The sequence below is a fragment of the Streptomyces kryoterrae genome (assembly GCF_054072135.1).
The window spans coordinates 8,849,979-8,864,853 of record NZ_CM133358.1 but is presented as its reverse complement, the minus strand read 5'-3'; the positions used below and the strand labels follow the sequence as shown (position 1 = coordinate 8,864,853).

The 14,875-nt window shown below is 69.5% G+C and carries 9 protein-coding genes; 3 read left to right on the top strand and 6 right to left on the bottom strand.

Features of this window, described 5'->3' with window-relative positions:
* Window positions 1-31: 31 nt before the first annotated feature.
* From ACW4TU_RS39465 to ACW4TU_RS39445, 5 genes are all read right to left on the bottom strand, one after another.
* A complete protein-coding gene (locus ACW4TU_RS39465; RefSeq protein ID WP_457421395.1) occupies window positions 32-2,173 on the bottom strand; it encodes a beta-L-arabinofuranosidase domain-containing protein in 2,142 nt (713 codons plus the stop codon).
* A 51-nt stretch (window positions 2,174-2,224) separates the two neighbouring features.
* Complete coding sequence (locus tag ACW4TU_RS39460; protein ID WP_457421393.1) at window positions 2,225-4,177, bottom strand: glycoside hydrolase family 127 protein; 1,953 nt, start codon at window positions 4,175-4,177, stop codon at window positions 2,225-2,227.
* Between the two features lie 25 nt (window positions 4,178-4,202).
* The gene (locus ACW4TU_RS39455; protein ID WP_457421391.1) at window positions 4,203-5,024 is read right to left on the bottom strand and encodes a carbohydrate ABC transporter permease; all 822 of its coding nucleotides are present in this window, start codon (window positions 5,022-5,024) and stop codon (window positions 4,203-4,205) included.
* A gap of 31 nt (window positions 5,025-5,055) precedes the next feature.
* Window positions 5,056-6,021: a carbohydrate ABC transporter permease gene (locus tag ACW4TU_RS39450; RefSeq protein WP_457421389.1), complete on the bottom strand. Its 966-nt coding sequence runs from the start codon at window positions 6,019-6,021 to the stop codon at window positions 5,056-5,058.
* A gap of 106 nt (window positions 6,022-6,127) precedes the next feature.
* Window positions 6,128-7,465, bottom strand: coding sequence for an ABC transporter substrate-binding protein (locus tag ACW4TU_RS39445; RefSeq protein ID WP_457421387.1), 1,338 nt, complete (start codon window positions 7,463-7,465; stop codon window positions 6,128-6,130).
* Window positions 7,466-7,703: 238 nt separating this feature from the next.
* Here ACW4TU_RS39445 and ACW4TU_RS39440 point away from each other — a divergent pair, with 238 nt between their 5' ends.
* The 3 genes from ACW4TU_RS39440 (at window position 7,704) to ACW4TU_RS39430 (ending at window position 13,734) form a co-directional block, all read left to right on the top strand.
* Window positions 7,704-8,732 (top strand): LacI family DNA-binding transcriptional regulator, encoded by a 1,029-nt coding sequence (locus ACW4TU_RS39440; protein WP_457421385.1) that lies wholly within the window; start codon window positions 7,704-7,706, stop codon window positions 8,730-8,732.
* 175 nt (window positions 8,733-8,907) lie between these two features.
* A complete protein-coding gene (locus ACW4TU_RS39435; protein WP_457421383.1) occupies window positions 8,908-12,207 on the top strand; it encodes a discoidin domain-containing protein in 3,300 nt (1,099 codons plus the stop codon).
* 69 nt (window positions 12,208-12,276) lie between these two features.
* Window positions 12,277-13,734: a family 43 glycosylhydrolase gene (locus tag ACW4TU_RS39430; protein ID WP_457430544.1), complete on the top strand. Its 1,458-nt coding sequence runs from the start codon at window positions 12,277-12,279 to the stop codon at window positions 13,732-13,734.
* On the opposite strand, the gene ACW4TU_RS39425 is transcribed toward ACW4TU_RS39430, so the two are convergent.
* Window positions 13,706-14,845: a PP2C family protein-serine/threonine phosphatase gene (locus ACW4TU_RS39425; RefSeq protein ID WP_457421381.1), complete on the bottom strand. Its 1,140-nt coding sequence runs from the start codon at window positions 14,843-14,845 to the stop codon at window positions 13,706-13,708. The genes ACW4TU_RS39430 and ACW4TU_RS39425 overlap by 29 nt on opposite strands.
* Window positions 14,846-14,875 lie beyond the last annotated feature (30 nt).

Here is a 14,875-nt window from a genome sequence, read left to right as displayed (position 1 = left end):
GGGAACCGCTCGGTTCCCCTCCCTCCGGCCGTCAGCGCGTCAGGTTCGCCCGGACGGCAGCGGCGACGACCGCGTCCCGCTCGGTCCGGCTGAACAGGCTCTGGGACAGCCAGGTGTCGGCGAGGGCCCGGACCGCGTCCAGGAAGGCCCCCTGGGAGGCGAAGGGAGCCCGCGCCCAGAGCACGTCGAGGAAGGTCAGACCGTCCGTGCGGGCGCGGTTCGGCACCCCGGAGGTGGCCGTGCCGAACACGACGACGGGCTCGGAGCGCCTGAAGTAGGCGTGGTAGCGGGCGGTGTCCGCGATGTGGAACGGGGCCAGGGTCAGGCCGTGCGTGGTGAAGTGCAGCGGGCGGCCCTCGGGTCTGACCGAGGCGGCGAGGTCGCCCTGCAGCGTGAAGTCCTTGTAGAAGGAGAAGGTGCGGAAGGTCGTGGCCTGGCTCCGGGCGACCAGCAGGACCGGGCCGTAGAACAGCGACTGGACCGTGGGGTCGTCCAGGGCCCGTTCGACGCGCAGCCGGTACGGGGCGGCGACGGTGATCCGGTCGCCGCGCTGCCAGTTCCGGCTCAGGTTGAGGTAGCTGCCGGGAACGGCCCCGGCCTGCTGCGGAACCCCGTTGACCGTGACGGTGAAGCCTCCGGTGGCCCAGGACGGCACCCGGAGCTTCAGATCGAGGTTGCCGCCGCCCTCGCGGAACGTCAGGGTGCGCACACCCTCGGCCGGGTAGTCACTCGTCTGGTCGATGACGAGGCCCCGCTCCGGCCAGCGCAGGGTGGAGGCGAGGTAGAGGTTGACGTACAGCGCGTTGCCGTCGGCGGAGCGGAAGTACACCGAGTCCTGGTACTTGGTGTGGTTCTCCATACCCGTACCGCCGCAGCAGGTACCGGTGTTGTCGTACTCGCGCACGACTCCCGGGCCCATGCCGACGAAATAGGTGACTTCCGGACTGGTGGTACTGCGGGCGTCCCGGCGGGAGGCGAGGATGTGGTTGGTCAGGCCCCGCTCGTAGTAGTCCATGTAGGCGGGGTCGGGCGTGTGGAAGAACAGCTGCCGGCTCAGCTTCAGCATGTTGTACGTCGCACACGTCTCGGCGTTGTTGTCGGCGAGGGTCGCGGCTATCGCGTTCCGCGCCCGGAAGATCTCCCCCTGGCCGGTGCCGCCCAGGCTGTACGTCCGGGGGCCCGCGACCATGCCCCAGAAGTTGCGCGCGGCACTGGCGTACTTCGTCGTCCCCGTGTGATCGAACAGCCTTGTGTAGCCGGTGAATTGAGGGATGTGCTGGTTGGCGTGCCTGCCGTCGAGGATGTCGCGGTTGTCGGCGCAGGCGTCCAGTAACGCGGTGTTGTCGAAGCAGCGGGCGGCTGCGAGGTGCTCCGCCCGGCCGGTGAGGGCGTACAGGTCGGCCAGCACCTCGTTCATACCGCCGTACTCGCCGGCGATGTAGATCGACCACATGCGGTCCAACTGCGCCTGGGGCAGGCGGCTGAGCCTGCTGTGCACCCAGTCGCCCATCGTCGAGACGATCGTCAGGGCCTGCTGGTTGCCCGTCAGGGTGTGGGCGTCGAGGAGGCCGCGCATGATCTTGTGGCAGGTGTAGTAGGGCGCCCAGATGGTGGGGTAGGTCGTATAGCTCTCCAGCAGGATGAACTGCGTCTCCGGGTACGCGGCCAGAAACCCGGGGTGGCTGGGGCGCGGCGATCCGTGGTCCGCCAGGGCCAGTTGACACTCGCCGAGCGCGGTGACCAGGTAGTCCAGCTTCGTCTTCAGTCCGGCCTCACGGGTGTCGGCGTACGCCTGCGCCACGAGGGTGAGGAAGTGACCGGCGAAGTGGCCGCGCAGGTTGCCGTCGGCGGTCTCCCAGCCGCCGGGCGGCTGCGCGCCGCGGGTGTCCAGGCCCGCGTTGGCACGGAAGACGGCCAGGATGCGGTCCGCCGGGTAGGACCTGGCGAACTCCAGCATCAGGTCGCGCTTGCGCCGGAACACTCCGTCGCCCAGGGTCACTTGGTCCAGGGGGAAGGGTTGCACGGACCAGGCGGCGGGCGGGGCGGCGACGGCGGCGCCTGACGCCGGCGCCGCGGGGAGGGCCGCAGCCGGCACCGCGTACGCGAGTGGCGTGGCGGCCACGCTTCCCGCGGCGAGTCTCAACAGGTTTCGACGGGTTGGAGGTTGGGTCATCTCGGGCTCCGATCGTGGGGTTCGGGGGGCCTGATCCGGAGTTCGTCCGGTCTACGTCTCTGTGGTCGGCAGCCACACGCGCATCGTCGAAGGGCCGCGGTTCGCCCAGGAGTTGTAGGGAACCAGGACGATTCCCGTGCGCTCGGCGGTGGAAACGGTGGCTCGGTCGAGTGGCCGGTACGGCCATACGGGGTCGCCGGGACCGTCCGGCTCGGCGAGTTCACCCGGCGCGACAACGGTGCCGGTGCCCTCCGGCCCGTCCTCCGGCTCGGCGGACGGATCCACTCGTACGCCGTCCACCTCACGACCGTCCGGCAGGTCCACGGACTCGGCGCAGTAGACGAGCGGGCCGCGCTGGACGGCGACCGTGCCGCGTACGGCGTCGATGCGCGGGTCCGGGGCGATCCACCGTGGCGCAACGGGCAGTTCGAGCCGGATCTCGTCGCCGGGAAGGAAGACCCGGGTGACCGATGCGGTGCCCGGGCCGACCGTACGGCAGGTCCCCTCCGGGTCGACCAGGTAGGCCGTGGCGCCCTCCGTCCAGGCGGGGACGCGCAGCGACAGGGTCCAGGGGCGGGCCGGGGACGAGCGGTCGATCCGTACCGTCACGATGCCGCCGGACGGGTAGTCGGTGCGGACGCTCAGGGCGATGTCGTGGCCGCCGGTGAGGGATGTGGCGATCTCCGCGTCGGCGTACTGGTGGAGTTGGATGCCCTGGTCGTCGGCCGTGGCCAGGTGGGCGGGCAGTTGGGCCAGGGTGCGTGCCACGTTCGTCGGGCAGCAGGACACCGCGAACCAGGGCGCGCGCAGGCTCGATTCGGCGCGCGGGCTCACCGCGTCGGCGGCGGGTACGGCGCCCTGGTGGCGCCGGTGCAGGGTGTTGGCGTAGAAGAAGGACCGGCCGTCCGAGGACGGGGAGGTGGCGACCACGTTGAAGAGGGTCCGCTCGGCGAGGTCGGCGTAGCGCGGGTCGCCGGTGGCCAGGAGCAGCCGCCAGCTGAGCTGTACGGAGGCGACGCCGGCGCAGGTCTCCGAGTAGGCGCGGTCGGGCGGAAGGACGAAGTCGTCGCCGAAGGCCTCGTCCCGGTGATGGGAGCCCATGCCGCCGGTCAGATAGGTGCGCCTGGCGACCGCCGCCTCCCACTGACGCCCGACCGCCGCGAGCAGTTCCTCGTCCCCGGTCTCCACGGCCACGTCGACCGCGCCGGACGCGAGGTAGAGGGCGCGGACGGCGTGGCCTCGGAGCACGGTGGCGTCCCGCACCAGCAGGTCGTCCTGGTGGTAGACGCGGCCGAACTCGCCGTCGGCGAGCGTGCCTTGGCCCCTGCGGTCGATGAACAGGGCCGCCTGGTCGAGGTAGCGCTCCTCGCCCGTCAGCCGGGCCAGTTCCACGAGGGCCGTCTCGATCTCCGGGTGGCCGCAGACCCGCTCGATGCCACCCCGGCCGAAGGTGGCGCAGATGTGGTCGGCGGCGCGTCGGGCGATCTTCGTCAGCTCACCCTCGCCCTGTGCGCGGGCCTGGGCGACGCCCGCCTGGATCAGGTGCCCGTAGCAGTACAGTTCGTGACCCCATTCGAGGTCGCTGTAGCGGGGCTGCTGTCCGGGGTGGCCGAAGGCGGTGTTCAGGTAGCCGTCCGGATCCTGGGCGGATGCGACGGCCTCGGTGAGCGCGGCGATGTCCTGGTCGAGCGCGGCGCCGGTGCCTGTGCCTGTGCCGGATTGCCAGGCCATCGCTTCGAGGAGCTTGTAGATCTCGGAGTCCGCGAACTCCCTTCCCCGTCGGTCCCGTTGGATACGGCCCTCGGCGACGGCCCGGAAGTTGCCGGTCCAGCCGACGCGTTCCATCCAGTCCCGGCAGTGGGCGAGGGTGGCGGTGGCGTTGGTCTCCCGGCGCCGGGCCCAGAACCCGCCGGTGATCCTCACCTCGTCCAGGCCCAGCGGGCGCAGCCGCCCCCGGGTCGGTGCCACGGGCAGCACGGTCGACAACTCTCGGTCATCGCTCACCAATTGATGCCTTTCATCCGGTTGGTCAGCCCTTCAGAGCGCCCGACATGAAGCCTCGTACGTAGTGCCGTTGCAGCAGCAGGAAGAGGAGGAGACAGGGCACGGCGAGGACCACCACACCGGCTTCGGTGGCGCCGTAGTCGACGGCGCCCATGCTCTGCTGCCGGAGGTTGGCCACAGCCAGCGGCAGAGGTGCCTTCTCGCTGTCGGAGATGAGGATCAGCGGGGCGATGAAGTCGTTCCAGGCCGCGAGGAACGCGAACAGGCCGACGGTGATCAACCCCGGTCGTACGGCGGGCAGCAGCACCCGGCGCAGTGCGCCCGCCGTACCGCAGCCGTCGACGAGCGCCGACTCCTCCAGTTCACGGGGCACCGCCTCGAAGGAGATCCGCATCATGAAGGTGGCGAAAGGCAGTTGGAACATGGCCAGGACGAGGCTCAGTCCGATGAGTGAGTTCTGGAGGTGAAGTCGGCCGAGCAGGACGTAGAGGGGGATGAGGAGGGTGGCGTACGGGACCATGAGGATGGCCAGGGTGAGCAGGAACAGCAGGTTCTTTCCGGGGAAGTCGAAGCGGGCGAAGGCGTAGCCGCCCAGCAGGGACACTCCGAGTGTCAGGGCGACGGTGAGCACGGAGACGATGGTGCTGTTGAGGAAGTACTGCCACAGGCCCGCGTCGTAGTCGAGGAGCGTCCGGTAGTTGCCGAGGCCGTAGCCGGACTCCTGTGCGGTGCCGGGTTGGCCGCTGACCGACGCCCAGGCGTTCCACACCAGGGGGAAGAGGAAGATGACGGCCAGTCCTCCGGCGACGACGTAGTAGGGCGTACGGCCGAGGGCGCGGGTCAGCACCGTGGTCTCCCTTCCGCTGGCGTACGGGCTGTCATGACTCGTCTGCGTGGCGCAGGCCGCGGAACTGGAGGGCGTTGAGCAGGAGGAGCACGCCCAGCACGATCACCGAAAGGGCCGCCGCCGTACCGAGGTTCATCCGCTGGAAGGCCTCCCGGTAGATCAACTGGACGACGGTGACCGTGCTGTTGTCCGGTCCGCCCTTGGTGAGCACGAAGAACTGGTCGAAGGCGAGCAGTGATCCGGTCACGCAGAGCAGGAGTGTCAGCGCGAGGGACGGGCGCAGCAGCGGCAGCGTGATCGAGCGGAAGATCTGGCCCCGGCTCGCGCCGTCCATGCGGGCCGCCTCGAACACCTCGTGGGGGATGCGCTGGAGGCCCACGAGAAGGATCAGCATGTAGAACCCGGCGAACTTCCAGACGATGAGGAAGACGGTCGAGAGAAGGGCGGAGGTCGGGGTGCCGAGGAAGGACACCGGGTCGTCGACGAGGCCCAGGTTCTCCAGGATGCGGCTGAGAGGTCCGGTGGTGGGGCTGTACAGGCCCCAGAAGAGCAGGGACGCGGAGGCGAGTCCGAGGGCGCTGGGCAGGAAGTAGACGGTGCGGAAGAAACCCGCCGCCGGGCGGGACTCCTGCACCAGCAGGGCGAGGAGAAGGGCGAGTCCGAGGAGGACGACCGTGACGATCACCGTGTAGAGGAGCGTGAAGCGGACCGCCGGCCAGAACAGGGTGGTGTCGGTGGCGTCGGTGTAGTTCTCGGGGGCGTTGATGCCTCGGTCGCCGGCCAGGAGCGGCCAGTCGCTGAGGGACATCCGCCCTACGAGCAGCAGCGGCAGCAAGAAGAACACGGTGACGAACACGGCTGTGGGGGCGGCGTAGGCGAGGCCCTGTATTTTGCGGGACGTCCACCATCGGCGCGCCGGGGCCCGCTGGGGGTGGGCTGGGCGCTCCGGCGGGCTCCGGTGCGCTGGAGCCGTTCGGTTGGGCGCCTTCACGTGCATGGCTCTCCTCTGCCGTGCGCTGCGGGTTGTGGGGGCTGGTCGCGCCCACGCGGCGGAGCCGCACAATGTCACAGGCCCGCGCCCCTGGAGGGACAGGGGCGCGTGCTCAGTCCGCCAGTGACGCGCTCACCGCGTCGTTGTCCTCGTCCACGTCCGACCCGTCGCCGAAGGCGGCATCGCGCATCATGCTCAGCCAGGGGCCGTTGGGGTCGTTGAAGGTCTGGCCGAACTTCAACGCGTACGGGGTCCGGCCGTCCGCCACCAGTTGGTTGATGGCCACCAGCCTCGGATCCGCCTTGGAGTACTTGTTGGACGCGAGGTCGGTGCGTGCCACCACGTCCTTGTGGGCGGCGACCACGTCGACCTGTGCCTCGTCGCCAAGGGACCAGGCGAGGAAGTTCCAGGCCTGGTCGGCCGACTTGCTGGTGGCGGCGATGCCGATGGCGTCGCCGCCGACGAAGGTGGACTTGCCGCCGTCGGGTCCGGGGATGGGCGCGACGCCGAGGTCCAGGTCCTTGGGCATCAGGCCCAGGGTGGTCGAGGGCATCGGCATGACGCCGACCTTTCCCTTCGGGAAGACGCCGGTCCAGGTGGCGCCGGTCTCGTCACGGGCGCCGGGGGCGACGATGTCGTCGTCGACCCAGCCCCGGTAGGTGTCGTAGACCTTCTTCGCGGTGGCGGAGTCCAGGGTCGCCTCGGTGCCGTCCTTGTTCAGCACGTCCTCCCCCGCGGCCCAGATGGACGGCCACCAGGTGAAGACACCGCAGCCGCCGCAGTTGCCGCCGAAGAAGGTGCCGTTGACGCCCCCGCCGAGCGCGTCCACGGCGCGTGCCTGCTGGTCCCACTCGGCGAGGGTGGCGGGCGGCTTCTCCGGGTCGAGTTTCGCCTGCCGGTAGAGGTCCTTGTTGTAGAAGAGCACCGACAGGTCGAGGGTGTGCGGGACGACGTACTTCCGGTCCTCGTACGTGCCCGCCTTGATGTGCGACTGGGCGAGACCGGCAGCGAAGGGCAGGGCGTCGATGCGGTCGGTGAGGTCGGCGAAGAGCCCGCTGGAGGTGTAGTTCGGGACGAACACCACGTCGGAGGCGAAGAGGTCGGGCAGGTCCTTGGACCCGGCCGCCGCGCCGACCTTCGCCTGGTAGTCGTCGGTGGGGATGACGGTCAGGTCGATCTGGTTCTTGTGGCCCGCGTTGTACGCCTTGACCAGGGCCTCGCTCTGCGGCCTGGTCGCCGCCCGGGTCCACATCGTCAGCGTGGCTCCGTCGTCCTTGCCCGTGACGCCGGCAGCTCCCCCGCCGTCGCCTCCGCCTCCGCCGTCCGAGCCCTCGTCCCCGGAGCCGCAGGCCGTGACCAGGCTCGCGGCGGCGAGGAAGGCGACGGCACCAGTGGCAAGTCTGCGGAGGCGTCCACGTCTGTTTCCACGTGGCCCGGTCGTGCTCCCCATGACGATCCCCCTCGTGTGGGTTCTGCTGGGTTCTGCTGGGTTCTGAGCCGGAAAGACACCGAAAAGCTTTTCTGAACGTAGGGACTTGGCTCACGACCCGTCAATCCCCTTGCACAGAAGGGAAGTCGGCGACCGAGACCTGATGGCTGACGAAACCTGTGAAACCGCGCATGCCACGCCCAGGCCGAAACAACTCGCGTACGGTTTACGCACGCAGGGCGAGAGAAGGAGTTCACCCATGGCACAGGCCACCGGCCCCTCTCGTGCGCAACCCTCGACACTCAGCGACGTGGCCCGTCTGGCGGGTGTGTCCATCGCCACCGCGTCCAAGGCCCTCAACGGCCGGAGCCAGGTGCGCGCCGAGACCCGGCAGCGGGTGGTCGACGCTGCCGAGCGGCTGTCGTTCCGCCCCAACCAGCTGGCCCGCGGCCTGCTCGCCGGGCGGACGGGCACGGTCGGTCTGCTGACCAGCGACCTGGAGGGCCGGTTCAGCATCCCGATCCTGATGGGCGCCGAGGACGCCTTCGGGGCGGGCGAGGTCGCGGTGTTCCTCTGCGACGCCCGGGGAGACGCGATCCGCGAACAACACCATGTCCGGGCCCTGTTGGGCCGTCGGGTCGACGGTCTGATCGTGGTGGGCAGTCGGACCGACCCGCGTCCGTCGCTGGGCCGCGAACTCCCCGTCCCGGTGGTCTACGCGTACGCGCCCTCGAACGATCCGGCGGATCTGTCCATCGTCCCGGACAGCGTGGACGCCGGCCGGATCGCCGTGGCACACCTGTTGGCGTGCGGCCGTTCCCGGATCGCGCACATCACCGGCGACCCCGGGTATCTCGCGGCGCGGGAGCGCTCCGAGGGGGCCATGGGCGCGCTCGCCGACGCCGGTCTGAGCCCGGTCGAGGATCCGAGGTTCGGCGCCTGGTCGGAGGGCTGGGGGCGGGCGGCCACCGCGCTGCTGCTCGACCGGCACCCGGAGGTCGACGGGGTGCTGTGCGGCAACGACCAGATCGCGCGCGGCGTCATGGACGTACTGCGTGAGCGCGGCCGGCGCGTGCCGGAGGACGTGTCCGTCATGGGCTTCGACGACTGGCACGTCCTGACCTCCGGCGCCCGGCCGCCGCTGACCAGCGTCGACCTGAACCTCGAAGAGGTCGGCCGGGCGGCGGCGCACGCCCTGTTCAGCGCGATCGGCGGGGTGCGGCGCTCGGGGACGGAGGCGCTGCCCTGCCGGGTGGTCATCAGGGGTTCGACGGCTCCGCAGTCCTGAAGCCGGCGATCCACCTACTCGCTGAACTCCGCCCTCAACCAACCCTCTTGACACCTCATCAGCTCGCTCCTACGTTGCGAAAACCTTTCAGGTCAGTTTTCTGTGCTCTTCGGATCATGAACGTCGGCGCCATCGCGACCACACGTCTGTCAGGCAACGGGACAGGGAGCCTCCGATGAGAAGACCGCACTCCTTACTGGTACGACGTCGGCGCACGGGATACCTCCTCGTCGCCCTGCTGCTCACCCTCGCCTCCGTCCTCACCGCACCCCCGGCCGCCGCCGCGCAGACCATCGGGTTCCCCAGTTTCAGCGGCCCCGCGGTCCCGGCCCCGCCCGTCGCCCAGACCACCGGCGACATGATGAAGGCCATCTACGACGCGGAGAGTTCCGGCACCGACTTCTGGATGGACCGGCTGCTGGCCCGCACCGGCGACGACCCGGCCGGCCCCTGGCTGATGAGCCGTGGCCGCGGGCTCTTCATGAAGACCCACGACCCGGCGATACTCGGTTTCGGCGGCCATGTCGCCTACTGGGAGAGCGTCAACGACCAGAACGCCTACAGCATCGCGATCAGTCCGGGCACCTTCACCGAGCAGGTCTCCCAGCGCCGCCAGATGCCCAGCCACTGGAACAGCGTGCACACCAGCGGCTCGGTCACGGTGAACCAGACCAAGTTCATCACCGAGAACAACGTGGCCGTGACCAACCTGTCGATCAAGAACAACGGCAGCGGATCAACCACCCTGCAACTGCGGGCGACTTCGCCGTACGCCACGACGGGCACCGGCAGCGAGCTGACCGGCCAGGCGAGCGCCTACAACAACCTGACCACCCTCCGCCCCCGCATCACGGGCGACGGTTTCACGGTCACCAGCGGCGGCCTCAACCGCTCGGTGACGATCGCGGCCGGGGCCACGGTGACCGCCAAGGTGGTGATGGGCTTCGTCACCGACGAGATCCCCCAGTCGCTCACCGAGTACAACGCCTACGCGGGCTACTCGAACGCGACCGCCTTCGCGACACACGTCAGGGCCTACAACCTGTGGTGGGCGCAGAACGTGCCCTACATCGACGTACCCGAACCGGCGATCAAGAAGAGCGTCTACTACCGCTGGTGGCTGATGCGCTTCAACAACCTGGACGCCGACATCCCCGGGCAGACCTTCCAGTTCCCGACGTCGACCGAGGGCGTCCTCGGCTACAACAACGCGATCGCGCTGACCCAGCCGATGCACATCGACGACCTGAAGTACCTGCGCAACCCGGCCTACGCGTACGGGGACTGGCTGAGCGTCGGCCAGACCTCGAAGGGCGGGCGCTTCCTCGACAACCCGGGTGACCCGGAGAACTGGTCCAACAGCTACACCCAGTACATCGCCGAGGCGGCCTGGAAGAGCTATCAGCTCCACGGCGGCCAGCCGGCCATCGCCGCCAACCTGGCGCGCTACGCCGAGGGCGACGTCAAGGGGCAGCTCGCCACCTACGACCACGACAACAACAAGCTCATCGAGTACGACTGGGGCGCACTGACCGGCAACGACGCCGACGCGGTCTCCTTCCACTGGAAGCCCGGCAACATGGACCGCGCCGAGTCCGCCTACCAGTACAGCGGCGCGCTGGCCGCGGCGCAGGCCTACGAGGCGATCGGCAACACGGCCAAGGCGACCGAGATGCGGACGCTGGCGACCCAGATCAAGGACGCCATCGTCAGCGTGCTGTGGAACCCGAACCGGCAGTTGTTCGAGCACCGGTTGAAGTCGACGAACGAGTGGGTGCCCTGGAAGGAGATCAACAACTACTACCCGTTCTCGGTCGGCGCCGTCCCCAACACGGCGACGTACAAGCAGGCCCTGCGGCTGTTCGACGACCCGGCCCAGTACCCGGTCTTCCCCTTCTACACGGCCAACCAGGTCGACAAGAAGGCGGCGGCCGACGCCGGGGAGCCGGGGTCCAACAACTTCTCCACCATCAACTCAACGGTGCAGTTCAGGCTCTACTCCTCGGTGCTGCGCAACTACCCCAACTCCTGGATGAACGCGACCGACTACAAGAAGCTCCTGTACTGGAACGCCTGGGCGCAGTACGTCGGCGGCAACACCCAGTGGCCGGACGCCAACGAGTTCTGGGCCGACTGGAACGGCAGCAGCATCGACTACCGTTCCTGGATCCACCACAACATCCTGGGCAGCAGCAACTGGACGGTGATCGAGGACGTCGCCGGGCTCCGGCCACGCAACGACGCCAAGGTGGAGCTCTCACCGATCGACATCGGCTGGAGCCACTTCACCGTCAACAACCTCCGCTACCGCAATGCCGACCTGTCGATCGTCTGGGACGACCCGTCCGACGGGGTGGTGCGCTACCCGGGCATCCCGGAGGGCTACTCGATCTACGTCAACGGCAACCGGGCCGCCACCGTCAACTCCCTGGTGCCGTTCACCTGGGACCCGGCCACCGGTGCCGTCACCACGAGCGGCACGGTCACCTACAACACGGCGGTCACCGGACTCCAGGCACCCAACCAGGTCGTCCAGAGCAGCCCGCGCATGGTCGACATGCTCGCCAAGGCGGGCGTCGACCTCACCGCCGACCTGACCAACCTGGCCTCCGGGGCGACGACTTCGGCCTCGTACACCGGGTCCGGCAGCACTGTCTCGGGCGCGGTCGACGGCTATCCCACCAACGAGCCGTTCTGGGGCGCCGGCGGTTCCCCGAACAGCCAGGACTGGTACGAGCTGAACCTCGGCACCGCGCGCACGCTGAACGAGGTGCGCCTGTACTTCAAGGACAGCCGCCCGGCGAGTACGACCTACCGGGCGCCGTCCGCGTACAACATCCAGTACTACGACGGCAGTTCGTGGGTGAACGCGCCGAGCCAGACCAGGACCCCGGCCGCGCCGCGCGCCAACTACAACCTCGTGCAGTTCCCGGCGATCACCGCCCAGCGCATCCGCGTCCTGGCCACCAACGCCTCCGGCGCCAAGACGGGCCTGACCGAGGTCAAGGTGTTCAACCGGGGTGGTGTCCAGCCACCGCAGCCACCGGCCAACCAGGCGTCCTCCGCGACGGCGTCCGCGTCGTACACCTCCTCCTGGGAGAGCGTCGCCGCGGTCAACGACGGCGTCGATCCGCCCTCGTCCAACGACACGGTGAACCCGCGCTGGGGGACCTGGCCGGAGACGGGCCAGCAGTGGGCCGAGCTGACCTGGCCTGCCGCGAAGACCCTCAACAAGGCCGACGTGTACTTCTTCGACGACGACCAGGGCATCGACATGCCCTCCGCGTGGAAGCTCCAGTACTGGAACGGCAGCACCTACGTGGACGTACCGGGCGCCGGCGCCTACGCGCTGGCCAAGAACCAGTACAACACCGTCTCCTTCACCGCCACCAGCACCACCCGGCTACGGGTGCTGCTCACCAGCACGGGCAGCAGCTCCGTCGGACTTCTCGAAGTCAAGGCGTACGGACCCTGAAGGGATGTGCCTCACGTGACCCGATCCACCCGCTCCAGATGTACGGCCGTACTCGTCGCCGTGCTCGCCATGGTGGTCGCCCTCCTGGTGGCATCGCCGCCCGCGTCCGCCGCCGTCACGTTCAGTTCGACGGGGGTGAACCAGAACGGCGGCAACTGCCTTGACCTGCCCGGCGGTTCGACGACCAACGCCACCCAGTTGCGCGCCTTCACCTGCAGCTCCGGCGCCAACCAGAACTTCGCCTGGACCCCGGTCGCCGGGACGTCCGACACGTACACGATCACCACGCAGTCCGGTCAGTGCGTCGACGTCTACGGGGCGTCGACGGCGGACAACGCCACGATCATCCAGTGGCCCTGCCACAGCGGAACGAACCAGCAGTGGCGGCTCGTTCCGGTGACGGTCTCCGGCACCGACAGGACGTTCAACGTGGTGTCCGTCAGCTCGGGCAAGTGCGTGACGCCGAGCGGCGGTTCGTCGGCCTCGAACACCAACCTGGTACAACTCCCGTGCGCCACCGCGAACGGGAGGGTGTGGCGGCTGCCCGGCTTCACGAGCGGGGGCGGTACGGGCACGCACACGTTCACCAACCCGCTGTCCCAGCACGGGCCCGACCCCTGGCTGACGTACTACGACGGCTACTACTACCTCGCCACGACCACCTGGAACTCGACGGTCACCATGCGCAGGGCGAGCACGCTCGCCGGGCTCGCCACGGCCACCGACCAGGTGATCTTCAACCTGACCCGGCCCAACGGGGCCGGCACGATGTGGGCCCCGGAGTTCCATCTGCTCGACGGCCCGAACGGGAAGCGGTGGTACTTCTACTACACGGCCGGGCGGGAGCCGTACGACCTGGGCACCCAGCGCATCCATGTGCTGGAGAGCGCCGGCCTGGACCCGATGGGGCCCTACAGCTTCAAGGCCGACCTGCTCGACCCGACGCAGGACAACACCTGGGAACTCGACCCGGGCATCCTCCAGTTGAACGGCTCGCTCTACCTCCTGGGCACGTTCTACAACGGCTCGCAGCCCATGTTCATCCGGCCGCTGTCCAACCCGTGGACGGCGAGCGGCACCCGCCGGGTGCTGTCCACCCCGACCCTCGGCTGGGAGACGGTCGGCGGCGCGGTCAACGAGGGCGCCGAGGTGCTCCAGCGGGGCGGCAGGACGTTCATCGTCTACTCGGCGAGCCACTGTTCCACGCCCGACTACAAGCTGGGGATGCTGACGTACAACGGAACCGGCGACCCGCTCAGCTCCTCCTCCTGGGTCAAGTCACCGAACCCGGTGTTCCAGCGGTCCAACGCCAACGGCGTGTACGGCCCCGGCCACAACGGGTTCTTCAAGTCGCCCGACGGGACCGAGGACTGGATCGTCTACCACGCCAACAACTCCACCTCCGGCGGCTGCGACATGAACCGCACCACCAGAGCGCAGAAGTTCACCTGGAACGCGGACGGCACACCGAACTTCGGTACGCCGGTCGCGCTCGGGGTCACGCTGACCGCGCCTTCTGGCGAGTAACGGCGGCGTCGGAAACCGTAGTCGCAGTGATTGCCGGTCCGCACACCGACGGTTCGGGAACCACCACCTCCCGGACCGTCGGTTTGCGGATGAGGAGCAGCGCCGCGTCGTCGTCGAGCCTGCCGCCCACGTGGTTCAGCAGTTCCTCGTGGAGCGCGTCCAGCGTGCGGGCCGGCTCCTCGCATGCGTGTCGGGCCAGTCCTTCGTGGAGCGGATAGAAGGCACGCCCCCGGTCGCGGGCCTCGGTGACCCCGTCCGTGTACAGCAGAAGCTGGTCGCCGTCGGTGAAGGGCAGCACCTGGAGGTCGGGAGTGTGGCCCGTGAGGGCGCGCAGTCCGAGGGGCGGGGCCGGGTGCGTGGGCTCCACGGTCACGAGGGCGCCCGAGGCGCGGACCAGCAGCGGGGGCGCGTGCCCGCAGTTCACCACCTCCAGGTGGCCCGACCTCGGGTATCCGGCGACGACGGCGGTGACGAAGTCGTCCACGCCGAGGTTGCGGGCGAGACTCCGCTCGATCCGGTCGACGACGGCGAGGAGATCGGGCTCGTCGTACGCGGCCTCCCGGAAGACGCCGAGCACCAGCGCGGCGGTCCCCACGGCGGGCAGCCCCTTGCCGCGCACATCGCCGACGATCAGTCGCACCCCGTACGGCGTGGGTATCAGCGCGTACAGATCACCGCCGATCCGGGCCTCGGCCGCCGCCGCGCTGTAGCGGACGGCGGCCTGGAAGGGGCCGACCGTCGCCGGTACGGGGCTGAGCAGGGCGTGCTGGGCGGTCTCCGCGACCGAGCGGACGGCGTCGAGCACCCGTTCCCGGCGCCCGCGCAGCGCGCTGGCCAGGCCGCTCGCCAGGGTCACGGCGGCCAGGGCGGACAGTACGGCGGCCAGCTCGCGGGCCGGTACGCCGTAGCAGGTGCCGAGCGTCGCGCCGAGCGCCCCTGCGAGGAGGCCGACGCCGAGGACACCGCGCGGTCCGTTGGTGGTGGCGGCCAGCGCGGGCCCGGCGGCGAGCAGCGGCAGCCAGTTGGTCCGGGCTCCGCCGAAGAGGTCGCCGAGGACGACGGCGGAGACGATCAGTACGGGCAGGATGCGCAGGGTGGGCAGTACAGCCATGCGGTTCTTGATCGCTCGCACGAGCCGGTG

Coding starts and splice junctions, on each gene's coding strand:
- ACW4TU_RS39465 (WP_457421395.1), bottom strand. CDS start 2,173: ATGACCCAACCTCCAACCCGTCGAAACCTGTTGAGACTCGCCGCGGGA.
- ACW4TU_RS39450 (WP_457421389.1), bottom strand. CDS start 6,021: ATGCACGTGAAGGCGCCCAACCGAACGGCTCCAGCGCACCGGAGCCCG.
- ACW4TU_RS39445 (WP_457421387.1), bottom strand. CDS start 7,465: ATGGGGAGCACGACCGGGCCACGTGGAAACAGACGTGGACGCCTCCGC.
- ACW4TU_RS39440 (WP_457421385.1), top strand. CDS start 7,704: ATGGCACAGGCCACCGGCCCCTCTCGTGCGCAACCCTCGACACTCAGC.
- ACW4TU_RS39435 (WP_457421383.1), top strand. CDS start 8,908: ATGAGAAGACCGCACTCCTTACTGGTACGACGTCGGCGCACGGGATAC.
- ACW4TU_RS39430 (WP_457430544.1), top strand. CDS start 12,277: ATGGTGGTCGCCCTCCTGGTGGCATCGCCGCCCGCGTCCGCCGCCGTC.
- ACW4TU_RS39425 (WP_457421381.1), bottom strand. CDS start 14,845: ATGGCTGTACTGCCCACCCTGCGCATCCTGCCCGTACTGATCGTCTCC.